Annotated in this window: 21 protein-coding genes; 4 read left to right on the forward strand and 17 right to left on the reverse strand. The window is 71.3% G+C overall.

Annotated elements, in window-relative coordinates; translation table 11 throughout:
* Window positions 1-3 precede the first annotated feature (3 nt).
* The 5 genes from PV963_RS18185 to hutU all read right to left on the reverse strand — a co-directional run bounded on the left by PV963_RS18185 (window position 4) and on the right by hutU (window position 8,095).
* The gene (locus tag PV963_RS18185) at window positions 4-2,202 is read right to left on the reverse strand and encodes a glycoside hydrolase domain-containing protein (protein ID WP_274816785.1); all 2,199 of its coding nucleotides are present in this window, start codon (window positions 2,200-2,202) and stop codon (window positions 4-6) included.
* 325 nt (window positions 2,203-2,527) lie between these two features.
* Window positions 2,528-3,817, reverse strand: a complete 1,290-nt coding sequence (hutI, locus tag PV963_RS18190; protein WP_274816786.1) for an imidazolonepropionase — start codon at window positions 3,815-3,817, stop codon at window positions 2,528-2,530.
* Window positions 3,814-5,166: a formimidoylglutamate deiminase gene (locus tag PV963_RS18195; protein WP_274816787.1), complete on the reverse strand. Its 1,353-nt coding sequence runs from the start codon at window positions 5,164-5,166 to the stop codon at window positions 3,814-3,816. The genes hutI and PV963_RS18195 overlap by 4 nt, the downstream gene beginning before the upstream one ends.
* On the reverse strand, window positions 5,157-6,359 hold the full coding sequence (locus PV963_RS18200; RefSeq protein WP_274822050.1) for an allantoate amidohydrolase: 1,203 nt from the start codon (window positions 6,357-6,359) through the stop codon (window positions 5,157-5,159). The genes PV963_RS18195 and PV963_RS18200 overlap by 10 nt, the downstream gene beginning before the upstream one ends.
* 71 nt (window positions 6,360-6,430) lie before the next feature.
* Window positions 6,431-8,095: a urocanate hydratase gene (hutU, locus tag PV963_RS18205; RefSeq protein ID WP_274816788.1), complete on the reverse strand. Its 1,665-nt coding sequence runs from the start codon at window positions 8,093-8,095 to the stop codon at window positions 6,431-6,433.
* A 135-nt stretch (window positions 8,096-8,230) separates the two neighbouring features.
* Here hutU and PV963_RS18210 point away from each other — a divergent pair, with 135 nt between their 5' ends.
* A complete protein-coding gene (locus tag PV963_RS18210) occupies window positions 8,231-9,655 on the forward strand; it encodes a diaminopimelate decarboxylase (protein ID WP_274816789.1) in 1,425 nt (474 codons plus the stop codon).
* A 100-nt stretch (window positions 9,656-9,755) separates the two neighbouring features.
* Here PV963_RS18210 and PV963_RS18215 read toward each other — a convergent pair whose 3' ends face one another.
* The 4 genes from PV963_RS18215 to PV963_RS18230 form a co-directional block, all read right to left on the reverse strand.
* On the reverse strand, window positions 9,756-10,340 hold the full coding sequence (locus PV963_RS18215) for a hypothetical protein (RefSeq protein ID WP_274816790.1): 585 nt from the start codon (window positions 10,338-10,340) through the stop codon (window positions 9,756-9,758).
* Between the two features lie 102 nt (window positions 10,341-10,442).
* On the reverse strand, window positions 10,443-11,285 hold the full coding sequence (locus PV963_RS18220) for a MurR/RpiR family transcriptional regulator (RefSeq protein ID WP_274816791.1): 843 nt from the start codon (window positions 11,283-11,285) through the stop codon (window positions 10,443-10,445).
* Window positions 11,286-11,416: 131 nt separating this feature from the next.
* Window positions 11,417-11,965, reverse strand: a complete 549-nt coding sequence (locus tag PV963_RS18225) for a hypothetical protein (RefSeq protein ID WP_274816792.1) — start codon at window positions 11,963-11,965, stop codon at window positions 11,417-11,419.
* The gene (locus tag PV963_RS18230) at window positions 11,962-12,213 is read right to left on the reverse strand and encodes a hypothetical protein (protein ID WP_274816793.1); all 252 of its coding nucleotides are present in this window, start codon (window positions 12,211-12,213) and stop codon (window positions 11,962-11,964) included. Before PV963_RS18230 ends, PV963_RS18225 begins: the two co-directional genes overlap by 4 nt.
* Before the next feature lie 125 nt (window positions 12,214-12,338).
* Here PV963_RS18230 and PV963_RS18235 point away from each other — a divergent pair, with 125 nt between their 5' ends.
* On the forward strand, window positions 12,339-12,926 hold the full coding sequence (locus PV963_RS18235) for a TetR/AcrR family transcriptional regulator (RefSeq protein WP_274816794.1): 588 nt from the start codon (window positions 12,339-12,341) through the stop codon (window positions 12,924-12,926).
* Window positions 12,927-13,014: 88 nt separating this feature from the next.
* On the forward strand, window positions 13,015-13,917 hold the full coding sequence (locus tag PV963_RS18240; RefSeq protein ID WP_274816795.1) for a DUF5134 domain-containing protein: 903 nt from the start codon (window positions 13,015-13,017) through the stop codon (window positions 13,915-13,917).
* A 14-nt stretch (window positions 13,918-13,931) separates the two neighbouring features.
* On the opposite strand, the gene PV963_RS18245 is transcribed toward PV963_RS18240, so the two are convergent.
* The 6 genes from PV963_RS18245 to PV963_RS18270 form a co-directional block, all read right to left on the reverse strand.
* Window positions 13,932-14,798 (reverse strand): F510_1955 family glycosylhydrolase, encoded by an 867-nt coding sequence (locus PV963_RS18245; RefSeq protein WP_274816796.1) that lies wholly within the window; start codon window positions 14,796-14,798, stop codon window positions 13,932-13,934.
* 128 nt (window positions 14,799-14,926) lie between these two features.
* Window positions 14,927-15,613, reverse strand: a complete 687-nt coding sequence (locus tag PV963_RS18250) for a DUF305 domain-containing protein (RefSeq protein ID WP_274816797.1) — start codon at window positions 15,611-15,613, stop codon at window positions 14,927-14,929.
* A gap of 86 nt (window positions 15,614-15,699) precedes the next feature.
* Window positions 15,700-16,152, reverse strand: coding sequence for a DUF6153 family protein (locus tag PV963_RS18255; RefSeq protein WP_274816798.1), 453 nt, complete (start codon window positions 16,150-16,152; stop codon window positions 15,700-15,702).
* 146 nt (window positions 16,153-16,298) lie between these two features.
* Window positions 16,299-17,114, reverse strand: a complete 816-nt coding sequence (locus PV963_RS18260) for a sulfite exporter TauE/SafE family protein (RefSeq protein ID WP_274816799.1) — start codon at window positions 17,112-17,114, stop codon at window positions 16,299-16,301.
* Window positions 17,115-17,278: 164 nt separating this feature from the next.
* Window positions 17,279-18,715, reverse strand: coding sequence for an MFS transporter (locus PV963_RS18265; protein ID WP_274816800.1), 1,437 nt, complete (start codon window positions 18,713-18,715; stop codon window positions 17,279-17,281).
* Complete coding sequence (locus tag PV963_RS18270; RefSeq protein ID WP_274816801.1) at window positions 18,712-18,876, reverse strand: hypothetical protein; 165 nt, start codon at window positions 18,874-18,876, stop codon at window positions 18,712-18,714. Before PV963_RS18270 ends, PV963_RS18265 begins: the two co-directional genes overlap by 4 nt.
* Window positions 18,877-18,942: 66 nt before the next feature.
* Here PV963_RS18270 and PV963_RS18275 point away from each other — a divergent pair, with 66 nt between their 5' ends.
* A complete protein-coding gene (locus PV963_RS18275; protein ID WP_274816802.1) occupies window positions 18,943-19,590 on the forward strand; it encodes a TetR/AcrR family transcriptional regulator in 648 nt (215 codons plus the stop codon).
* A 99-nt stretch (window positions 19,591-19,689) separates the two neighbouring features.
* Here PV963_RS18275 and PV963_RS18280 read toward each other — a convergent pair whose 3' ends face one another.
* On the reverse strand, window positions 19,690-20,991 hold the full coding sequence (locus tag PV963_RS18280) for an MFS transporter (protein ID WP_274816803.1): 1,302 nt from the start codon (window positions 20,989-20,991) through the stop codon (window positions 19,690-19,692).
* The gene (locus PV963_RS18285) at window positions 20,988-22,130 is read right to left on the reverse strand and encodes a PLP-dependent cysteine synthase family protein (RefSeq protein ID WP_274816804.1); all 1,143 of its coding nucleotides are present in this window, start codon (window positions 22,128-22,130) and stop codon (window positions 20,988-20,990) included. Before PV963_RS18285 ends, PV963_RS18280 begins: the two co-directional genes overlap by 4 nt.
* Between the last annotated feature and the right edge of the window lie 22 nt (window positions 22,131-22,152).

The raw sequence follows: 22,152 nt of genomic DNA on the forward strand, positions 1-22,152 counted from the left end.
TCGTCAGTTGCCGCGCGACAGCGCGTTGTAATTCTCCAGCACGCGGTACAGACCGATCAGTTCGCGGCCGTACTGGGCGGCCGCGTCACCGGTGCCGTTGTACCGGGCGAGCAGGGCCTGGGTGTCGGCGAGACCGGTGGTCGGGCTCGGCCGGGCGATGCCGAGCTGGTGGGCGTTGTAGACCGTCAGGTACGCGACCGAGCGAACGTTGTACTCCTGGTCGTCGTGGAGCTTGTTCCACACGTCCCGCTTGTCCGCGTCGGTCAGCGGTGTGCCGTTGATGATGCCCTGCTGCATGCAGTAGTTGCGGGCGTCGATGGTGACCCAGGCCCAGATCTGTCCCCAGCCGGTGCTGCAGTCCTCTGCCGCGCCCGACATGACCGCCGCGTCGGAGGCGAAGTCCCTCGGGTTGAGCTTGCGCAGCTCCCACAGCACGGGGGCCTGGATGAGGGCCTTGCGGAGCCTGAGCTGCCGGGCCAGCGCGGTGAAGAGCCAGTCCGCGTCCACCACGGCGTCGAACGCCTCCGTGTTGGAGATGCCGCCCAGGGTGACCCAGTCCTTGTCGGTCCAGCCGTCCCCGCCGGTCTCGGGGACGCCGATCGACTCCAGGTAGGTCTTCACGTCCTGGAGCATCATGCTCCGGTAGGCGTCCTTGTCGAGGTTCGTGTCCAGCCCACCGAGTTCGGCCCCGGGGTTGAAGTCGCTCTGGCCGAAGTCCCGCCCGGACACGATGTTGTTGTCGATCTCGATCAGGCCGGCGCCCGAGCCGACCTTGATCGTGGAGATCTGGTCGAACGCCCAGTTGGTGGGCAGCGGATAGCCGAGGTTGCCGGAGAAGCCGCTGGACATGTCGGAGACGAAGCTCGTCGCCGCGTAGCCGGCGTCGGCGACGCGCTGGCAGACGTTGCGCGGGCCGTAGACGCCGATGCCGTAGGCGGAGTTCTCGCCGATCGTGCGCATGATCCCGCGGAAGTGCGGGAGGACGTAGTCCGTGACCTCGCCGTCCATCGCGTCGTAGTCGACCGCGAAGTAGATGATGGTGCCGGGCTTGAAGCCGTGGTACTCGGCCCACTCGATCGCGCGGAACGCGTCGGCGGTGCCCTGGTTGTAGCTGAAGTAGTCCGCGGACCGGCTCCAGGTCTGGAAGATCGGGAAGCAGCTCAGCCCGTATTCCTTGATGGTGGCCAGCTCGCCGGGCTGGATCTGCTTCTCCGGCAGGTCCGTCGCGGAGGGATTGAAGAGGTAGCGGCCGATGTACTTGTAGCCGGCGTCCTTCAGCGCCTGCGCCCGGGCGGGCGTGATCTTGGTGACGCCGTCGCAGGCCGTGCCCTTGCGGGACTGGTCGCCGTAGGAGACGAGCAGCGAGGCCCAGGTCTGGAAGTCGCCCTTGCCGGTGACCGGCAGCTTGCTGAAGGACTGGAAGGTCTCGACGCCGGACTGCACCGTGGCGGTGAAGCTGCCGAAGGGGACGTTCCGCCTGTTCAGGATCATGGCCGCGGTGAACAGCTGCGCCCAGACGCCGGTGGTGCCGAGCGAGACGGTGTGGGACTTCAGGCCGGACTGCGTACCGGGCCCGAAGACGCCGTTGGCGACGCCGTCGGCCATGCCCAGTTCGTACTGGATCGCGAAGAGCATCGACTTGGCGACGTCGCGGGAGTGGTGGCCGTCGCAGGGGATGACGTAGAAGTCCTTGCGCAGGATGTACTTGCCGTTCAGCCACTGCTGGATGGAACGGATGCTCTCCGAGCCGTTGCTGACGGTGACGTAGGCGTCCATGTTGAACAGGCCCTTGACCACCTTCGGCCACAGGGAGCTGCCCGGGTAGACGCTGGACACGCCCATGTTCTGGTGCAGCTTCACGACCGCGTCCTTGACCCGGTCGTTGTACGTGCCGTCGATCTCGCCGCCGTCGTAGCCCTTGCAGTACAGGGCGGACTGGATGATGCGGCAGAAGTTGGCCGACGGGACGGTCGTCTCGTCGAGTTTGCCGTACAGCTCCCCCAGCTTGGCGAGGGTGGTCGGGCCGAAGGAGTTGGACAGGGCGGTGATGCCCATCTCGTACTGGAGCGCCCGGGTCAGCGCGTACATCACGGGCCAGCCGGTCCGGCCGTTCTCGTCCAGCTTGGATATGCCCAGCGTCGCGCCGTTGTCGTACGTGGTGTTGATGAATCTCTGGGCGCGCTGCACCATCTCGTCTGCCATGGGCTTCCTCCTGTCGTCCGGAAAGTGAGGCGGGGAGGAAAGCGCTGTCATCGTGGCGGTGCACGGCTCACACCGACGCGTCCGCGCATGGAACGGCACCCCCCGTCGGGGGCCGTGCCGAAGAAGACCCCCTCGTCGCGTGCGGCCGGCGCGTGGTCAGGGTGTGCGCGGAGCGACTGGCGCGATCTTCCGTCGCGCCGCGAGGGGGGTCAAGTCCGTTATGTGCGAACCAGGTTGGTGTGGCTGGTCGTCAACTCCGTTTTCTCATGCACTCGTTACGCACACGGTATGGAAATCGTGCACAACCTTCGTGTGCGTTCGTCGGTCAGAGCACCCGCTCCCCGCGCCGCCAGACTCCGGTGACCAGCGGGACGCCCGGCCGGTAGGCCAGGTGGACGTGGCTCGGGGCGTCGAGGAGCATCAGGTCGGCGTACGCGCCCGGGGTGAGGCGGCCGATGTCGGTGCGCCTCAGGGCCGCGGCGCCGCCCGCCGTGGCCGACCAGACGGCCTCGTCCGGGGTCATGCCCATGTCCCGTACGGCGAGCGCGATGCAGAACGGGACGGACGAGGTGAAGGACGAGCCCGGGTTGCAGTCGGTGGAGAGGGCCACGGTGACGCCCGCGTCGAGGAGGCGGCGGGCGTCCGGCCACTCGGCGCGGGTGGAGAACTCGGCGCCGGGGAGGAGGGTGGCGACCGTGCGGCTGTTCGCCAGGGCGTCGACGTCCTCCTCCGTCAGGTGGGTGCAGTGGTCGGCGCTGGCCGCGTCGAGTTCGACGGCGAGCCGCACGCCGGGGCCGTACGAGAGCTGGTTGGCGTGGATACGGGGGTGCAGGCCGCGTGCCTTGCCGGCGGTGAGGATCGCGCGGGCCTGGTCGCCGTCGAAGGCGCCCTTCTCGCAGAAGACGTCGATCCAGCGGGCGTACGGGGCGCAGGCGTCGAGCATCTCGCCGGTGACGAGGGCGACGTAGGCGGCCGGGTCCTCGGCGAACTCGGGGGCGACGATGTGGGCGCCGAGGTAGGTGACCTCGTCGGTGTGGCGGGCGGCGACGCGCAGGGCGCGGGACTCGTCTTCGGTCGTGAGGCCGTAGCCGGACTTCGTCTCGAAGGTGGTGGTGCCCTGGCGGAGGGCCTCGGCGAGGTAACGGACGACGTTGGCCTCCAGTTCCTCGTCCGTGGCGGCCCGGGTGGCCGCGACGGTCGTGCGGATGCCGCCCGCGCTGTACGGCCGCCCCGACATCCGGGCGTTGAACTCCTGCGTCCGGTCGCCCGCGAAGACGAGGTGGGAGTGGGAGTCGACGAAGCCGGGGAGGACCGCCCGGCCGCCGGCGTCGACCCGATTGTCAGTGGCGGGTGCTTTGCTTTGATCACCGGTCCACGCGATGCGGTCGCCTTCGATGACGACGGCCGCGTCCTGGACCAGTCCGAGGGGGGTTCCGTCACCTAGGGAGGGGTCGTTGGTGACCAAGGCTGCGATGTTGGTGATGAGCGTGCTTGCGGTGCTCGCGGAGTGGGCGGGGCTGACGGTCGTCGCGTTGCTCATGGCGTCCTTGGTGGCCTGGTCGGCGGTGGGGTCGGGTTCGGGGGCCGGCCGCTCGGCGGAGCGGCCCGGGTTCATCCGCGCAGGGCTGCGACGGCGTCCGCGAGGGCTTTCGGCGCGTCCGGTACGAGCGAGTGCACCCCGTCTCGTACGACGTGCCGACCTCCCACGACCGTATGCGACACGTCTGCTGCCGACGCGGCGAATACGGCCGTCTCGGCCCCGAGCCGCACAAGCGGCCCTGCCGTCCTGACGGAGTCGAGCGCGATCGTCGTGAAGTCGGCGAGCGCGCCGGGCTCCAGGGCGCCCGCGTCCTCCCAGCCGAGTGCCGAGTGCCCGTCCGCCGAGGCGGCCCGCAGGAGGGCGGCCGCCGTCCAGTGCCCTCGGGTACGGGTGCGCAGGCGCTCGTTCAGCTCCATGGCGCGTGCCTCCTCGAGCAGGTCGATCACCGCGTGGCTGTCGGAGCCGAGGGAGAGCGGCGAGCCCGCCCGCTGAAGGGCGACCGCGGGACCGATGCCGTCGGCGAGGTCCCGCTCGGTGGTGGGACACATGCAGGTGCCGGTGCCGCTCCCGCCGATGAGGGAGATGTCCTCGGCGGTGAGGTGGGTGTTGTGGACGCCGGTGGTGCGCGGGCCGAGCACGCCGTGGTCGGCGAGCAGCCGGGTGGGGGTGCGGCCGTGGGCCTGGCGGCAGGCGTCGTTCTCGGCCGTCTGCTCCGACAGGTGCACATGGAGCGGGGCCCGCCGCTCCTCGGCCCACCGCGCGACGGTCGCCAGCTGGTCGGCGGGCACGGCCCGTACGGAGTGGATCGCCGCTCCGATCCGCGCGTGATCTCGTTCCTCGAGAACTGAACAGCGTTCGGCCCAGGCCTCCGCCGTGCCGTCGGAGAAGCGGAGCTGAGGGGTGGTGGGCGGCTGTCCGAAGCCGGAGGAGAGATAGGCGGTGTCGAGGAGGGTGATGCGGATCCCGGCTTCGGCGGCGGCCGCGATCAGGGCCTCGCCCATCGCGTTGGGATCGGCGTAGGGGGTGCCGCCCGGGGCGTGGTGGACGTAGTGGAACTCGCCGACCGCCGTGATGCCGGCCAGGGCCATCTCTGCGTACACGGCACGGGCGAGGGCGTGGTAGGTGTCCGGGGTGAGCCGGGCGGCCGTGGCGTACATGACCTCGCGCCAGGTCCAGAAGGTGCCGGAACCGACCTGGACGGTGCCGCGCAGGGCGCGGTGGAAGGCGTGGCTGTGGGCGTCGGCCAGTCCGGGGAGGGTGAGGCCGCGCAGGACCTCGGCGCCGGGGGGCGGGGTGGTGACCTCGGTCCGGACGGCGGTGATGCGACCGTCCCTCACGTCCAGGGCGACGCCCGGCTCGACGTGGGCGCCGAGCCAGGCGTGCTCCAGCCAGTACGTGCGCGTGGCTGCTGTGGTCACCTGCACGCCAGTCCTTCCAGTACGTCGGCGAGTGCGAGCACCCCGGCCACGCAGTCGTCCTCGGTGGCGAACTCGGCCGGTGAGTGGGAGACGCCGGTGGGGTTGCGCACGAACAGCATGGCCGTCGGGATGATCCCGGACAGGATCCCGGCGTCGTGTCCGGCGCCGGTGCCGAGGACGGGGACGGTCAGGTCGGTGTCGTTGCCGAGGATGCGGGCGAGTTCGTCGCGCAGGGCGTGGTCGAACTCGACGACGGGGGTGAACGACTCGCGGACAACGGCGAGATCGACACCGTGGGCGGCGGCGTACTCCCCGGCCGCCTTCTCGACGCCGGCGACCACGGCGTCCAGGCTGTCCTGGTCGGCGGCGCGCGAGTCGAGCCAGCCGCGCACGAGGGAGGGGATGGCGTTGACGCCGTTCGGCTCGACGGCGATCTTGCCGAAGGTGGCGACGGCACCGGCGAGTTCGGCCTCGCGGCGGGCGGCGAGGACGGTCTGCGCGTACGACAGCATGGGGTCGCGCCGGTCGGCGAGCCGGGTGGTGCCGGCGTGGTTGGCCTCGCCCCGGAAGTCGAACCGCCACCGGCCGTGCGGCCAGATCGCACTGGCGATGCCGACCCGGTCGCCGGACAGGTCGAGGGCGCGGCCCTGCTCGACGTGCAGTTCGACGAAGGCGCCGATGCGGGCGAGCCGCTCGGGGTCGGGCCCGAGGGCGTCGGGGTCGTATCCGGCGGCCTCCATGGCGCGCGGCAGCGTCACGCCGTCGCCGTCGGTGAGCCGGTGCGCCTGCTCGCGGGTGAGCTGCCCGGCGGTGAGCCGGGACCCGACACAGGCGAGCCCGAACCGGGCGCCCTCCTCGTCACCGAAGTTCACGATGCCGAGGGGCCGGGTGAACCGCGCGTCCCGGCCGCGCAGTTCGTCCAGCGCGGCGAAGGCGGACACGACTCCGAGGGGGCCGTCGAAGGCGCCGCCGTCCGGCACGGAGTCCAGGTGCGACCCCGTGACGACGGCGTCTCCGAGGGCGGGGTCACCGAGCCAGGCCCACTGGTTCCCGTTCCGGTCGACCTCGTAGCGCAGTCCCCGGGCAGCGGCTTGTTCTTCGAACCAGGCCCGGCAGTCGCCATCGGTACGGGTCCAGGCGAAGCGGCGGTAGCCGTGGGAGGCGGGGTGGCGGCCGATGGGCAGCAGGTCGCGCCACATCTGGTGGAAGGAGGCGCCGGCAGGCTGTGGGCAGTCTCCCGCCCCCGCCGAACGGATGCCGTTCGATCCGGTCACGCCTCGTCACCCTCACGCATCGGCACCCGGACGCCCTTCTCCTGAGCCACCGACTCCGCGATGTCGTACCCGGCGTCGACATGCCGGATGACCCCCATGCCGGGGTCGTTCGTCAGCACCCGCCGGATCTTCTCGCCGGCCAGCTGCGTACCGTCGGCCACCGTCACCTGCCCCGCGTGGATCGACCGCCCCATACCGACCCCGCCCCCGTGGTGGAGGGACACCCAGGACGCCCCCGACGCCACGTTCACCATGGCGTTCAGCAGCGGCCAGTCGGCGATCGCGTCGGACCCGTCGAGCATGGCCTCGGTCTCCCGGTAGGGGGACGCGACGGAGCCGCAGTCGAGGTGGTCGCGGCCGATGACGACCGGTGCGGCCAGCTCCCCGCTCGCGACCATGTCGTTGAACCGCTCACCGGCCTTGTCCCGTTCGCCGTAGCCGAGCCAGCAGATGCGGGCGGGCAGGCCCTGGAAGTGGACCCGCTCCCCGGCCATGCGGATCCAGCGGGCCAGGGACTCGTTCTCCGGGAAGAGGTCGAGGATCGCCTTGTCGGTCTTCGCGATGTCGGAGGCCTCGCCGGACAGGGCGGCCCAGCGGAAGGGACCCTTGCCCTCGCAGAACAGCGGGCGGATGTAGGCGGGGACGAAGCCGGGGAAGGCGAAGGCCCGGTCGTATCCGGCGAGTTGCGCCTCGCCGCGGATGGAGTTGCCGTAGTCGAAGACCTCCGCGCCGGCGTCCATGAAGCCGACCATGGCCTCGACGTGCCGGGCCATGGACTCGCGGGCCCGGGTGGTGTAGCCGGCCGGGTCCTTGGCGGCGGCGTCGGCCATGTCCTCGAAGGCGGTGCCCAGGGGCAGGTAGGCCAGCGGGTCGTGAGCGGAGGTCTGGTCGGTGACGACGTCGATCGGGGCGCCCATGGCGAGCAGCTGCGGCACCAGTTCGGCGGCGTTGCCGAGGACGCCGACGGACAGCGGGCGGCGGGCGTCACGGGCCTCCACGGCGAGCCGCAGGGCGTGGTCGAGGGAGTCGGCCTTCACGTCCAGGTACCGGTGCTCGATGCGCCGCTCGATCGCGCGCGGGTCGCAGTCGATGCAGATCGCCACACCGTCGTTCATCGTCACGGCGAGCGGCTGGGCGCCGCCCATGCCGCCGAGACCGGCGGTCAGCGTGATCGTCCCGGCGAGGCTGCCGCCGAACTTCTTCGCGGCGACGGCGGAGAAGGTCTCGTAGGTGCCCTGGAGGATGCCCTGGGTGCCGATGTAGATCCAGGAGCCGGCCGTCATCTGCCCGTACATGGTCAGGCCGAGGGCCTCCAGACGGCGGAACTCCTCCCAGTTCGCCCAGTCGCCGACGAGGTTGGAGTTGGCGATGAGGACGCGCGGGGCCCACTCGTGGGTCTGCATGACGCCGACGGGCCGGCCTGACTGGACCAGCATGGTCTCGTCCTGCTTCAGCCCCCGCAGCGTCCGCACCATCGCGTCGAAGGAGCGCCAGTCGCGCGCCGCCTTGCCGGTGCCGCCGTAGACGACGAGCTTGTCGGGGTGCTCAGCGACCTCCGGGTCGAGGTTGTTCTGGAGCATCCGCAGGGCGGCTTCCTGCTGCCATCCCAGGGCGCTCGGTTCCGTGCCGCGCGGCGCTCGGACAGGGCGGGGTCCTGACATGGTCTGCCTCCTGGTGGGTGCGTGGTGCTCCCGGCGGATTGTTGCTGCGGTTATTCACATCCTGACTACCTGAATAGGGCTAGTCAATACGTCCGGGGGTCGGCGTGGCGGTGCCGTGGATGTTTGGCTGGATGCATGGGCGCACACATCGAGGCAGAAGAGGCACGCGACTTTGGCGCCGGGCGGGCGGCCCGGCGGGAGCAGGCGGTACGGGCCGCCGTGGAGCAGGGGCTGCTCGGGCCCGACAGCCCCATAGTCGGGCTGCTGGACGTCATCGGCATCCGGGAGTCGGTGGCGCAGTTGCGGGCGGCGTTCGACGCGGTCGTGGCTCCGGGCACACCCGTGCTGCACGCCTTCGCGGTGAAGGCGACCCCGCTGGTGCCGGTACTGCGGCTGCTGCGCGAGGAGGGCGTCGGCGCGGAGGTGGCGAGCCCGGGCGAGCTGGCGCTGGCACGGGCGGCGGGGCTGGGCCCGGAGATGACGGTGCTGGACTCGCCGGCCAAGACGCCCGGGGAGCTGCGCGAGGCGCTGGCGCTGGGCATCGCCGTCAACGCGGACAATCCGCAGGAGCTGGACCGCATCGACGGCCTGATGATCCCCCACAGCCCGAAAGGCGTGGGAGGTGCCCCCATCGCGGCCAGCCGCTCACCGCTCGGGATACGGGTGAATCCGCAGATCGGCGGGGGTTCCATCGAGTCGACGTCCACGGCCACGGCCACGTCGAAGTTCGGGGTGGCGCTGCGCGACGAGGGGGCCCGGGAGTGGGTCGTCCGGGCGTATCTGGACCGGCCGTGGCTGACCCGGCTGCACGCGCACACCGGGTCCCAGGGGGTCCCGCTGTCCCTGATGGCGCGGGGCGTGGCCACGACGTACGAGCTGGCGGAGGAGATCAACCGGCGGGCCGGGCGGCGGCAGGTCGACACGCTCGACATCGGCGGCGGGCTGCCGGTGAACTTCGCGTCGGACGCGACGACGCCGACGTACGCGCAGTACGCGCGGATGCTGGCCGAGGAGGTGCCCGGGCTGTTCGACGGGCGGTACGGACTGGTGACGGAGTTCGGGCGGTCACTGCTGGCGAAGCACGGGACGGTCGTGGCGCGGGTCGAGTACGCCAAGAGCGCGGGCGGCCGGCCGGTGGCGGTCACGCACGCGGGCGTGCAGGTCGCGACGCGGACGGTGTACGCGCCGGGGGTCTGGCCGCTGAGGATCGCCGCGTACGACTCCAAGGGGCGCCCGAAGGAGGGTCCGGCCGTGGTGCAGGACGTGGCCGGACCGGCGTGCTTCTCGGGCGACCTGCTGGCCGAGGGGTGTGCGCTGCCGTTGCTGGAGCAAGGGGACTTCGCGGCGGCGCTGGACACCGGGGCGTACTACTTCGCGCATCACTACGCGTACAACTCGCTTGTCCGGCCCGGGGTTTACGGGTTCGGGCCGGGAAGCGAGGGGGGTGTCGCCTTCGCGGTGGTGCGTAAGGCGCAGACGGTCGAGGAGGTTGTGGCGGAGTCCGGAGGGGCGCAGGTCGATGCGCTGCTGGGCGGGCAGGGGGCGTGGGGGCTGTCGTAGTGTGCCGGCCACGCGCCCGACGTGGCTGGTCGCGCCCACGCGGCGGTAGCCGCATATCGCATGCGGCCCCGCGCCCCTGAGTCCGTCTCCCCCTGCCCGGTTACACGAGCGCCGGCGCTTTCCTTCGCGCCCCGCCCGGGGCCGCGTCGCCCGCCGCGATGCCCGTGCTGCGGTAGCCCTTGACCGGCTTGCCCGCGGGGCCGCCCGCGCCCCCGCGCAGCCAGTCCACGCGCACCCACAGCAACACCTCGTCCGCGCGCTCTTGGCTGCCGAGCCACGCGGCCTTCAGCCACAGGCCGGCGCCGCAGCCGGCCAGGAGCAGTCCGCCCGCGGCCGGTACGGCGAAGGCGCTGCCCAGGGCGGCGAGGAAAGCGAGCGTGAGCCACCAGCGGTGGGCGCGGCGCCAGTTGCGTACGGTCACATGGCGGTCCTGGAGTACGTCGTGCTTGGCGGCACGGGCCGCGGACGCGGCCAGGGCGAGGTACCGCTTGCGGCGTCCGTACGCCACGACGGCCGTCGCCAGGACGAACAGCGCCGCGCCGGCCAGGACGCCGATGCGGCGCCCGGTCAGCCCCGGCGCCGACAGGCCGATGCCCGCCGCGAACACACCCAGCCACCACAACGGTGCCGCTCCCGCTCGTACGACGACGGCGACCCGAGCCAGCCCTTGTCCTCCGCGCGTCACGTTCAGCCTCCGTTCAGTCTCCGAAGCGTCTGAAGGGCGTTTCAGGAGAGGCACATTAGCGACACAACGTGAGACGAATCTGAGAAGGCGCGGTGCGTGCCCTCAGTCCACGAACAGCCCCCGCGCCGCCGCCTTCGCGTCGAACTCCTCCAGGCGGGACTGGGCTTCGGGCAGGTCGTCGCACATCGCCTCCAGCAGGACCCGGCCGAGCAGCATCGGGGCGCAGGCCGTGTCGAAGGCGAGGCCGGTGCCGACGGCGGCGGGGAGCAGCACGTCGGACACCTTGGCCACCGGTGCGAAGGCGGAGTCGGCGACCGTGACGACGGTCAGCCCGGCCTGTCCGGCGTAGTCGAGGGTGTCGACGACCTCGCGGGGGTGCCGGGGCAGCGCGAAGCACAGCAGTGCGGTCGCCCCGGCCCGGACGGCGGCGTCGATGCGGTCGTGGAGCATCGTGCCGCCCTCGTTGAGGAGCCGTACGTCGGGGTGGACCTTGGCGGCGAAGTAGGCGAAGCCGTGCGCCTGGGCTGCCGCCGCCCGCAGTCCGAGGACGGGGAGCGGGCGGGAGGCCGCGAGGAGACGCCCCGCCCGCTGCACCGGCCGGGGGTCGGCCAGGGCCTCCGCCAGATGCCGCAGGTTCTCGATCTCGGCCTCGACGGCCTGCTGGTACTCGTTGGAGGACCCGGCGTCCGCGGCGGGTTCGGCGGGCGCGACCTCGCGCAGGTGACGGCGCAGGGCCGGGTAGCCGTCGAAGCCCAGGGCGACGGCGAAGCGGGTCACGGACGGCTGGCTGACCCCGGCCAGCTCGGCGAGCTCCACGCTCGACAGGAACGGCACGTCGGCGGCGCGTCGCACCATGCTGTGCGCGATGCGCCGCTGGGTCGGCGTCAGCCGGTGGCCCTCGAAGAGCGCCTGCAGCCGCGCGGCAGGGCTGTCGGTCACGCTCATGACGTGCTCCCCCTCGCCTATTCAGTAGCTGAGGATTCTGCATGAGCATATGCAGGCCGGCAAGCGGAGAGAGCTGCGGATCCTGGGGCGGCGACTTCGGCCGGCGGGGTGAACGGTGACGTCCCGGTGCCTCACACCCGGGATACGGACAGCGCGCCCGGCGTGCCGCGGCCCTCACGCTCCGTCTGCCGCCTGCGCTGCCCGTAGGGAGTGGCGCCGCGTGGCTTGTACACCGCGAGGATCATGGCGAGCAGCAGCACGACCAGCGCGAGCAGGGAGTGCAGCACAGGAGAGAAGTTGCGCACCGACGACAGCTCGGCCTCCGGGTCGGCGGCCCGGTGCGCCATGGACCTGAACGTCCCCGTGTAGATCAGCAGCACTCCGGTGGCCACCACGTTGATCAGGAGCTTGAACAGCACCCAGTAGTGCCGCACGAGACCCCAGGACGTGCCCAGAGACTGGACGAGGCCGGTGAGCAGCGCGGCGCAGGACAAGGGGACGAGGACGTACCAGGCGGCGGGCTCCATCACGAGGTACGCGCCCCGCACCGTCGCGGGATCCCGGCTGGTCATGCCGATCACCGCCAGCGCCAGGAAGGCGACGACCGCGCCGAGCCAGCCCACGGAGGACGTGACGTGCGCGATGAGGGACGCCTTGCGCAGGCGGGGCGGCATGGTCATCCGATGCCTCCCGCATTCGGTCCGGCCGCGGTTTCCGTGACGCCGACGAGCGGAGCCTCTCCCCCGAGGTGACGGCCCGGACCGTGGTCACCCGATCCCGTGGCCAGATGCAGGACCACGAAGAGAAGGACCACGATCAGCGCGAGTCCGGACACCTTCACCCAGCGCGGCGTTCCCGCCGCGGGGACTCGGCCGGGACCTTCACCGGTCTTCCCGCGGGCATTCGGCTTCTCGGACGGATCCACCATGAAGGGGCTCCTTGTCTCACCCACGCCTGGGCCTCGTGCCCTTCGTATGACGCCAAGCTTTATCGAGACACTTTGTCGCTGTCAATCCATAGTGTCACGCGATCGGCATCACGTACGCTTTCCGTGTGCCGAAGCTGTGGAACGAGACGATCGACGCGCACCGCCGCGAAGTGCGCGATGCCATCCTGGACAGCGCCGCCGCCCTGGCGGCCGAGAACGGCCCGCTTTCGGTGACGATGTCTCAGATCGCCGGGAAGGCCGGCATCGGGCGGGCCACGCTGTACAAGTACTTCCCGGACGTCGAAGCGATCCTGCACGCCTGGCACGCGCGCGAGATCGCCGGTCACCTCGCCCGACTGACGGAAGTCCGGGACCGGACCGACGGGGCGCGTGAGCGCCTCGAAGCGGTCCTGGAGGCCTACGCCCTCACCAACCAGGGCTCCCACAGCCACCACGACACGGACCTGGGCGCGTTCCTGCACCAGGACAGCGGCAGCCACCTGGCCCACGCGCACCAGCATCTTCACCACATGATTCAGGACCTGCTGTCCGAAGCGGCACAGGCCGGCGACGTCAGGGACGACATCCCGCCCGCCGAACTCACCCGCTACTGCCTAAGCGCCCTGGCGGCGGCACGAACCCTGCCGTCCCGGGCCGCCGCGCGGCGCCTGGTCACGGTCACCCTGGCCGGCGTGCGCCCTCCACACGACTGACGCCCTCGGGGAAAGAACTCCCTTCCGCTGAACATCTCCCGGCACCCCCTCGTACTAAGGACATCCGTAGTCGATGCGGAGGGCAGCGATGGGAAGTCCGGCCCTGAATGGGACGCTTGCGGCGGTCGCCGCACTCGTGGCCGTCGTGAGCGCGGCCCGGCTGGCCGCCACCGACAGCGGAGAGGCCCGGTTCGCGGCCGGAGGTGATCTCGTCATGGCCGGCGGCATGGCCGCGATGTTCCTGCCCGCGACGGCGGCCACCTTCGGGGACCACGGCCTGTGGTGGGTGACGGCGTTCACCGCCGTCGGCCTGGGTGGCGTGGTCCTGTCCGTACGCCACGCTCGGCGGCACGGCCTGCGACACGGCCGCCGCTGGGCGCATCACATCATCGGCAGTGCCGCCATGGTGATCATGACGCTCGCCATGCCGGGTACCAACGCGGCCCCGGTCCTCGCTCTGGGCGGGCACTCGATGACCGGCATGGATCACGGGCACGGCCACGGGCACGGATCCGGCACCGTGGGGATGGCGGGCATGGCCGGGATGGAGGGCATGGACCACTCCTCGGGGTCGACCGCCCACGACATGACGGCCGGCGCCGCCCACAGCTCCGCGTCGGGAGACTCCACTTCTGTGTGGCGTGTCGTATTCATTGCCCTTGCCCTGTACTTCCTGCTCTCGATCGTCGCGGCCGTATGGGCGCGGCTGCGTGGCACCGACCGACGAGCGGGTGCGGGCCGCGCCGCGGGCAGGGGCCGCTGGGCGCGGCGGCTCCTCGCCCTGCCCGACGCGATCGTGGTGTTCGCCGCGTCCCTGGCCATCTCCGTCTGGGACAAGACGCGGCCGGGAGGCGACAGGCGCCGGGCCGACGCGGCGGCGGGCCACCGAAGCCGCCGTCGCCCACCGGGCACGTCACCGGGCGCGGCGCTGACGGCCCACATCGGCATGGGCGGCACGATGGGCGCCATGCTCGTCATGATGGCGGCCTGACCGCCCGGCGCGGCTCAGTGGCCGCCGCTCGACGCAACGGTCAGGCGCTTGCTGAAGGTCTTGCCGCCGTCCTTCGACTCGAACACCCCGGTCTGAGTGGCGGCAAGGACATGCTCTGCGCCGACAGCGGTGAGCGCCTGCGGCCGGCCGCCCGGCACGGTGGAGACCTTCTTCCATGTGGTGCCGCCGTCCGTGCTGCGGTTGAGGCCGCCGGAGGTGTCGATGCCGTAGAGGCCGTTCTTCGCGGTCCAGGAGAGGAAGGCCATCACCGGCTCCTTCCCCGGGGCGAAAGTCCTTCCGCCGTCGCCGCTGCGGGCGACGCCCTCGGCGGTGGTGGCCAGGACGACACCGGGGTCACCGGGGCTGACCGCCATGTCCAGAGCTTCCAGCCGGGCCCCGTCCTTCCAGGAGACGCCGTCCTTGGTCGTGCGCACCAGGCCGTTGGTGACGTCGTAGCCGTAGACGGTGCCGTGGGCGGATTCCAGGGCGTGGAAGTCGGACTCGCCGGACAGGGACAGCGACTTCCAGGTCTCGCCCGCGTCGGTGCTCTTGATGAGTCCCTTGTTGCCGCCGGAGGCCGGGTGGCCGCTGGCGTAGAACGTCTTGTCACCGGCCACGGTGAATCCCATGAAGTCGTCCTTGCTGTCTCCTACCAGCTCGGGCTCCCCCTTGGGGCCGGGGGTGTAGATGCCTTCGTGGGTGGCGACGTAGAGGCGCTGGTCGCCGGGGTCCAGCCCCAGACCGTGGATGTGGCTGACGGTCGTCCCGGAGGCGGCGGACGAGCCGGTCGAGTCTGCGCTGTCTCCGTTGCCGGAGCATGAGGCCAAGGTGAGGGCGAGAGCCAGGGCGGTGGCTGCCATGGCGGCAGGGCGCTTGTTCATGATTCCTCGGGTCGTACTGGTGCACCGGAGCGGCGACCGCCGATCACGGTCATGCCGACATGGGGGGATGACCGCCCGGGCTCCTCGGGTGCGCCTCGGAGCCCTGGGCGGTCCGTGGGGGATGTGGATCAGAGCCGGTCGAGGATCTTCTCGAACTTCTCGACCTCGGCGGACTGAGCGCTCACGACGTCGGCGGCGAGCTTCTTGGCCGTGGCGTTACGGCCCTTCTTCTGCTCGTCCTCCGCCATGGTGATCGCGCCCTTGTGGTGCTCGATCATCAACTCCGCGAACATCCGGTCGAACTCGGTGCCCTTGGCGGCCTCGAGCTTCTTCATGTCCTCGTCGGACATCATTCCGGACATCCCGGACCCGTGGTCCATGCCGCCGGATCCGTGGTCCATGCCGGGCATGCTCTCCCCGGCGGACTCCGGCTTGCCCCAGGCCTTCAACCAGGACTTCATGGTCCGGATCTCGGGGTCCTGGGCCTTCTCGATCTCCGCGGCCAGGGTCTTGATCTCCGCGTCGGAGGCCCGGCCGTCCGCGAGCTTGGACATCTCCAGGGCCTGCTCGTGGTGCGGAATCATCATCTGCGCGAACATGACGTCCGTGTCGTTGAACGCGCCGGGTGCCGGGTTCTCACCCGTCGCCTGCGTCGGCGAGGCGGAGGCGGAGGCGGAGCTGCCGCTCCCGTGGTCCATGTCCTTCATGTCGTTCCCGCCGCAGCCGGCGAGCAGCAGCCCGCCCGCTGTGATGGCGCCCACCACCGCGAGACGGCGGCTCAGGCGACGGTTGAGGGCGTGCTTGTAGGCAGTCATGTGCGAGATACCTCTTGTCGTCGGTTCTGTCTGTGCGAAGTAGGCGTCTGCGCGGGCAGCGCTGAAGGGCCGCGCGGCGGTTCGGCCTATATCCGCAGAACTGACAACTGGGAGAGGAGCGGTCTCGGCGGTGGGGTGCTGGGACGCGCCAAGGCCATCGATCGAGCGAGAAGGGCGGTCAGCCGCTCATGTCGGCGGACCACCAGCGCATGGAGGAACAGCCCGAGCAGCCACACGGTGAGAACCGCCAAGCACACGGACATCGGGTCCATGCCGCTCGGGAGGTCGTGCACCGGCGACTTGGCCGTCGACGCCGCGGTCCCGTGCTCGGCCGTCACCTCGGGCTCGGTCAAGGGCGCGGTGTTCTGGGCCGAGCTGTCGTGGTGCGCGCCCGCGACAGCGGGGACAGCACCACCCATGCCGTGCCCGGACGACTCCTCCGGGTGGCCCATCGTGTGCATGGCGAACACGCCCAGCGTGAGCAGGACGACCAGCAGGAGATACCCGAAGGCCCCACCCGCCCGCAGCCGCCCGCTCATGGTCAACTCGCCCTCCGTACTCGGTCTACCGCGATACTACTAAGTTAGTTGGCACAGAACCGCCGCCACTCGGTTTCGGCCGAGTCCTGGCCCTCGTACGCCTCTTGTCGCCCTGCTCGGAGGCGTCGACGCGTGCGGATATCGCGTCAGTCGTGACGGGCGAGCTTGACCGCGGAGACGAGCAGGATCACGGCCAGCGTGGGGATGAGCACCAGGTCCGGGAACACACCCAGGAGCAGCCCGCCCAGCAGCGCGCCGGCGACGGAGCCCGCGGCCATGACCAGGGTGAAGCGGAGGTTGGCGCCGATCACCGCGAAACCGCCGTCACGGCTGTACCGGGCGAAGGCCACGAGCATCGTCGGCAGCGACACCAGCAGGGAGAGGCTTCCTGCTGTTTTGATGTCCTCTCCGAACAGCAGCACGATCGTCGGGATCAGCAGCTCGCCTCCGGCCACGCCCATGATCGCCGCGACCACCCCGATACCGAAGCCGGCCACGACACCGCACGGCACCTGGGCCCACAGCGGCAGCGCGAGCGCCCCCACGGGGGTGGTGTGTGTGACCACCAGGGCGGCAGCCATCAACACCATCAGCGCTGCCAGCACCTTGTAGAGAGTGGTGCCGCGCATGCGCACCGCCCAGGCCGCTCCGGCCCAGGCACCCAGCAGGCTGCCGGCCAGCAGGTTGACCGCGACAGGCCAGCGTGCGGCCACCTCGGCGGCCGGGACCGCTGCCAGACGGGCCGGCAGCGCGACCAGGACCACGACCAGGCTCATCGCCTTGTTCACGATGACGGCCGAGAGCGCGGCGAACCCGAAGAGGCTGATCAACAGCGGCAGGCGGAACTCCGCGCCGCCCAACCCGATCATCCCTCCCAGAACGCCGATGGCCACTCCCGCACCGACCACCGCAGGTACCGAGCGCGTCGAGCGGAGAGGAACGAGGTTCTGCGCCGTGGTCATGCCGGGCATCCTCGCCGGTGTCCCTCCCTGCCCGCCACAGCACGACCCCGCAAGGATCGGGTTGCCGCGGCCAGGGCCTGTCGTTCGGATCAGGTCGCAGGGAATCGACGGCCCGCCGGGGCCCCGCGTCTGCGACCTGATCCGAACGACGGGCCCTAGGCCGGTCAGTGCACGTGCGGACCGCCCGTCGACTGCGGCTTGCCGCGCGGCACGAGGCCCAGGGCGACGACGGCACCGGCAGCGGCTGCCACGGCACAGACCGTGAACGCGTCGGCGAAGCCAGCCGCCGCGCCCCGCTCGAAGCCGGAGGCCGCGACGGTCGAGACGACGGCGACGCCGATCGAACCACCCACCTCGTGGAAGGTGTTGACGACCCCGGAGGCGAGCCCCGCCTCCCGGTGCTCCACCATGGCCAGCGCGGTGGTCGTGGCGGTGACGAACACGGCGCCGATGCCGAGGGAGGCGATCACGAAGCCCGGCAGGAGCCCCGCGTACACGCTGCCGCTCTCCGACAGCCGGGTCAGCGGGATGCTTCCGACGGCCGCGACGACCATGCCCCCGACAGCGGTCGGGCGGCTGCCGATCCGGCCGACGAGCCGGGACCCGAGGTGGGCGCCGATACCGGTGGCCACGGCGACGGGCAGGAACACCAGCCCGGTCCCCAGCGGGCTGAAGTCCCGGACGTGCTGTAGGTAGACGGACCCCAGGAAGAAGAACGCGATCAGCAGCGCCGTGGCGATCAGCATCAGGAAGGCCCCGGCGAGCACCGGGCGCCGGGTGAACATCCGCAGGTCCATCAGCGGGGCCCGGCCGGCCCGTTCGACCGCCGCGAAGGCCGCGTGGGCGAGCACCGCCCCGGCCAGCGGCAGCAGGGTCGAGGCGTCCGCCCAGCCGGTGTCCCCCGCCTTGACCAGGCCGTAGATCAGGGCGGCGGTGCCCGCGGTGACGAGCAGCGCGCCCGGGATGTCGAGCGGTGCGGGCTGCGGAGCACGGGCCGGGACGAAGGCGGGCAGGGCGACCAGCAGGAACAGCCCGACCGGCACGTTGAGGTAGAAGACCCACTCCCAGCCGGGCCCGTCGGTCAGGGCCCCGCCGAGCAGCACGCCGGCCGCGGAGCCGGTGCCGCCGATCGCCGCCCAGACGCCGAGCGCCTTGTTGCGTTCGGTGCCGTGGAAGGTCGTGGTGACGATGGAGAGCGCGGCCGGGGAAAGCAGGGCCGCGCCGGCCCCCTGACCGATTCGGCCCCCGAGCAGCGTCGGGGCGTTCTCGGCCAGACCCGTGACCAGTGAGGCGGCGGTGAAGAGGGCGAGGCCGGCCAGCAGGGTGCGGCGGGCGCCGAGAGCGTCGGCGAGCCGGCCTCCGAGCAGCATCAGCCCACCGAAGCACAGGGTGTAGGCGGTGACCACCCAGGTCAGAGTCTCCCGGCCGAGGTCGAGGTCGGCCGCCATGTCGGGGAGGGCGACGTTCACGACGGTGACGTCGAGGATCAGCATGAACTGCGCGAGGCAGATCAGCGCGAGGGCCGCCCAGCGGCGCGGGTCGGCGGGCGGGTGACGGTCGTGTTCTGCCGTGTGCGGCGCACCGGCTGCGGAGTGAGTCATGACGAGTCCTTCGGGTGCGGTGTTTCGGTCCTGTCCGCGCCGCGGGACGGCGCGAGGAGAAGGGCGAGGAGCACACCCGCCGCGGTGGCACCGGCGGCGGCGGACATCGCCGGTCCCATGCCGTCGACGAAGGCACGGCGGGCGACTTCGACTGGCCCCATCTGAACCATACAGTTCAGTTCATGTGAACTCAACCGTACAGTTCAGGTGGGTGCTAGGGTCGACCCATGAGCGTGGAGAGCGTCAAACGGCCCCCCAGCGGACCCCGCGCGGAGCTCAAGCGGCAGGCCATCGTCCGGGCCGCCCGCGAGCTGTTCCTGCGGGAGGGGTTCGGCGTGGGCATGGACACCATCGCCGCCGAGGCAGGCGTGTCCAAGGTGACCGTCTACAACCACTTCGGCAGCAAGGAAGCCCTGTTCACGGCTGTCATCACCAACGCACTCGACGAACCGCTCGCCGGTGAGTCCTCGGCCGCGCTGGAGGGCCTGGCCAAGGCCGATGACCTGCGGGCCGCCCTCGTCGAGGCGGCCCGCACCTGGGTTCACGCCGTCCGCACCAACCACGAGGTCACCGCCCTGCGCAACCTCGTCGCCGCCGAGCTCCACCGTTTCCCCGAGCTGGGCGAGGCCTGGCGGCACCGCGGCGCGGAAAGCCACCACCCCGCAGTCGCAGGCGCCCTGCGCGCCCTCACCGAGCAGGGCCGACTGGAGATCCCCGACCTGCAGGTGGCGATCATCCAGTTCTACGGGCTCCTGGTCTTCCCCCACATGGTCTTCAGCTCCTACGGCACGCACATCGACGAGGACATGACGGACCGTCTCATCACCGGCGGCGTCGACATGTTCCTGGGCCACTACGGCCCACGGGACGCATAACGGCCGTTACGGCCGGCGGAGGGCTCCCGGAAGAGGGCAGGGTCCGGCGGGGGCGGGGCACCGTGCGGTGCCCCGCCCCCGGTGGTGAGGACCGGTGGGTCAGACGGTCGCGGTCAGCGGCTCGGAGGCGGGCTGCGCCGCCAGTCGACCGGTGCGGTGCAGCCCGTACAGCGCGGCAGCGCAGGCCAGGCCGAGCGCGATCAGCGAGATCCACGGCAGCGCCGGCATCCCGGCCGCCCGCGCGGCGTCGAGCGCGGCGCCCGTGCCGAGGTTCCCGACGGTGATACCGATGCCGCAAATCGTGTTGTACAGCCCGTAGTGGGTGGCGACGAGGCGGTCACCGGAGAGGCGGACGATGGTGTCCATCTCGAACGGGTAGGCGATCATCGTGCCGATGGCCAGCAGCAGCGCGGCGAGCGTCGGTGGAACCGCCGCGAGCAGCCACAGCCCGATCCGGGACTCCGGTACGGGCACGGCGGTGGCCAGCAGCAGGGGCACGAAGGCCAGGCCCATCGCCGCCAGCCCGCGCACGAGCGCCTGCCCGGGCTCGTACCGCGCCTTGCACCACGCCGTCACCCGCGTCTGACCGAGGATCGTTGTCAGCCCGGAGACGGCGAAGAGCATCGCGACCGCCGCCGTGCCGAACTCGCCGTCGCCGCCGAGCCGGCGCACCTCCAGCGGCAGCGCCAGGTAGACCTGGAAGGACAGGACGTACGAACCGATCATGGCGAGGGAGAAGAGCAGGAACGGCCGGTTGGCGAGGATGCCGCGCCACTGGGCGAGCACGCCCTGACCGCCGTCGCTGTCCTGCCGCTTGGCGTCCTCGGGCCTGCGGGCGGGCAGCGCGCGGATCTGTACGACGCTCAGCAGCGCGAAGATCGCGGCGGACACCAGGCAGGTGACGCGGAAGTCGACGCCGGTCAGCACCATGCCCGCCAGCGGGCCCAGCAGAATGCCTGCCTGGTAGAACACGTTGAACAACGCGAACGCCTCGACCCTGCGCTCGCCCGCGTCGGCCGCGAGGTACGCCCGTACGGCCGGGTTGAACAGCGCACCGGCCAGCCCGGTGGCCGCGGAGGCGGCGAGCAGGGCGGGCAGGGAATCGACCAGTCCGAGCGTCGCGAAGCCGAGGGTGCGCAGCACGCACCCGGCGACGATCATCGGCTTGTAGCCGAGCCGGTCGGCGAGCGTGCCGCCGACCAGGAACATGCCCTGCTGGCTGAAGTTCCGTACGCCGAGAACGAGTCCCACGATCCAGCCGGCCAGCCCGAGGGTGCCGGAGAGGTGGGCGGCCAGATAGGGCATCAGCATGTAGAAGCCGAGGTTGATGGTGAACTGGTTGACCATCAACAGCTGGACGCTGCGTTCGTAGGACCGAACCTGGGTGAGCAGCCCCTTCACCGGTCCTCCTCCACGGAGTCGGACCCGACGCCCGAAGCGTCCTGGGCGACGTCTTGTTCCGCGCCTTGCAGGGTGAGGGGGTCGACCACGGTGGTGCACCTCGTCCAGCGGGTGACCTCCTTCTCGTCCAGGCGGCCGATCAGTTCCGGTTCGGGCGCCGGTGGGGAGTCCAGCAGGCCGTGGGCGGCGCAGTAGTCGTCGTCGTAGACCGTTCCCAGGTAACGCTGCGGGCCGTCGGGGAAGATCGCGACGATCCGTGCGTCCGCGGGCATCGTCCGCGCCAGCCAGCCGGCCACCAGCGCGACCGCGCCGACGCTCCATCCGCCGGTGGCGTAGTGGGAGGCGGCCAGTTGGCGGCACGTCCACACGGCCTCGTGCGGGGCGACCCAGTGCACCTCGCTGAAGTTCTCGTAGGCGACGTTGCGGGGGTAGATGCTGGAGCCGAGTCCGCGCATCAGCCGGGGCCGGGCGGGCTGGCCGAAGATCGTCGAGCCGGTCGTGTCCACGCCGACGACGGTCAGCTCCGGGTAGAGCTGGCGCAGGACCCGGGAGACGCCGGCCGAGTGGCCGCCGGTGCCGACGCTGCACACCAGTACGTCGATGTGGCCCATCTCGGAGGCGAGTTCAAGGGCCAGCGGGGTGTAGGCGGCGACGTTGTCGGGGTTGCTGTACTGGTCCGGGCACCAGGAGCCGGGGTGCTGTTCCAGCAGTCGCTGGACGCGGTCGCGGCGGGCCTGCTGCCAGCCACCCGTGGGGTGCGGCTCGGAGACGACGTTGACCTGGGCGCCGTACGCGGTCAGCAGCCGGGTCATGGACAACTCCAGCCCCGGGTCGGTGACCAGGGTGACGGGGTGGCCGTACACCATCCCGGCCAGGGCCAACCCCAGGCCCAGGGTGCCGCTGGTGGACTCGATGATCCGTCCGCCGGGCCGCAGGTCGCCACGGGCCCGGGCCCGCTCCACCATGTGCAGCCCCGGACGGTCCTTGATGCCGCCGGGGTTGAACCCTTCGAGCTTCGCCCAGAAGCCACGTCCGGCCGGGGCCAGCGGCTCCGACACCCGCAGCAGCGGGGTGTTGCCGACCAGTCCGGACAGGGTGGACCGGCCCGAGGGGATCGCGGCCTTGGTCAATGACTGCATGTCTGTGTGTTCACTCTCGCTC

This window comes from Streptomyces coeruleorubidus, assembly GCF_028885415.1.
Taxonomy (GTDB): domain Bacteria; phylum Actinomycetota; class Actinomycetes; order Streptomycetales; family Streptomycetaceae; genus Streptomyces; species Streptomyces coeruleorubidus_A.

Bases quoted from the DNA above. Each gene is read 5' to 3' on its own strand.
- PV963_RS18185 (WP_274816785.1), bottom strand. From the start codon at position 2,202: ATGGCAGACGAGATGGTGCAGCGCGCCCAGAGATTCATCAACACCACG.
- hutI (WP_274816786.1), bottom strand. From the start codon at position 3,817: ATGAACCCGGGCCGCTCCGCCGAGCGGCCGGCCCCCGAACCCGACCCC.
- PV963_RS18200 (WP_274822050.1), bottom strand. From the start codon at position 6,359: ATGTGGCGCGACCTGCTGCCCATCGGCCGCCACCCCGCCTCCCACGGC.
- hutU (WP_274816788.1), bottom strand. From the start codon at position 8,095: ATGTCAGGACCCCGCCCTGTCCGAGCGCCGCGCGGCACGGAACCGAGC.
- PV963_RS18210 (WP_274816789.1), top strand. From the start codon at position 8,231: ATGGGCGCACACATCGAGGCAGAAGAGGCACGCGACTTTGGCGCCGGG.
- PV963_RS18220 (WP_274816791.1), bottom strand. From the start codon at position 11,285: ATGAGCGTGACCGACAGCCCTGCCGCGCGGCTGCAGGCGCTCTTCGAG.
- PV963_RS18225 (WP_274816792.1), bottom strand. From the start codon at position 11,965: ATGACCATGCCGCCCCGCCTGCGCAAGGCGTCCCTCATCGCGCACGTC.
- PV963_RS18230 (WP_274816793.1), bottom strand. From the start codon at position 12,213: ATGGTGGATCCGTCCGAGAAGCCGAATGCCCGCGGGAAGACCGGTGAA.
- PV963_RS18240 (WP_274816795.1), top strand. From the start codon at position 13,015: ATGGGAAGTCCGGCCCTGAATGGGACGCTTGCGGCGGTCGCCGCACTC.
- PV963_RS18245 (WP_274816796.1), bottom strand. From the start codon at position 14,798: ATGAACAAGCGCCCTGCCGCCATGGCAGCCACCGCCCTGGCTCTCGCC.
- PV963_RS18250 (WP_274816797.1), bottom strand. From the start codon at position 15,613: ATGACTGCCTACAAGCACGCCCTCAACCGTCGCCTGAGCCGCCGTCTC.
- PV963_RS18255 (WP_274816798.1), bottom strand. From the start codon at position 16,152: ATGAGCGGGCGGCTGCGGGCGGGTGGGGCCTTCGGGTATCTCCTGCTG.
- PV963_RS18260 (WP_274816799.1), bottom strand. From the start codon at position 17,114: ATGACCACGGCGCAGAACCTCGTTCCTCTCCGCTCGACGCGCTCGGTA.
- PV963_RS18265 (WP_274816800.1), bottom strand. From the start codon at position 18,715: ATGACTCACTCCGCAGCCGGTGCGCCGCACACGGCAGAACACGACCGT.
- PV963_RS18270 (WP_274816801.1), bottom strand. From the start codon at position 18,876: ATGGGGCCAGTCGAAGTCGCCCGCCGTGCCTTCGTCGACGGCATGGGA.
- PV963_RS18275 (WP_274816802.1), top strand. From the start codon at position 18,943: ATGAGCGTGGAGAGCGTCAAACGGCCCCCCAGCGGACCCCGCGCGGAG.
- PV963_RS18285 (WP_274816804.1), bottom strand. From the start codon at position 22,130: ATGCAGTCATTGACCAAGGCCGCGATCCCCTCGGGCCGGTCCACCCTG.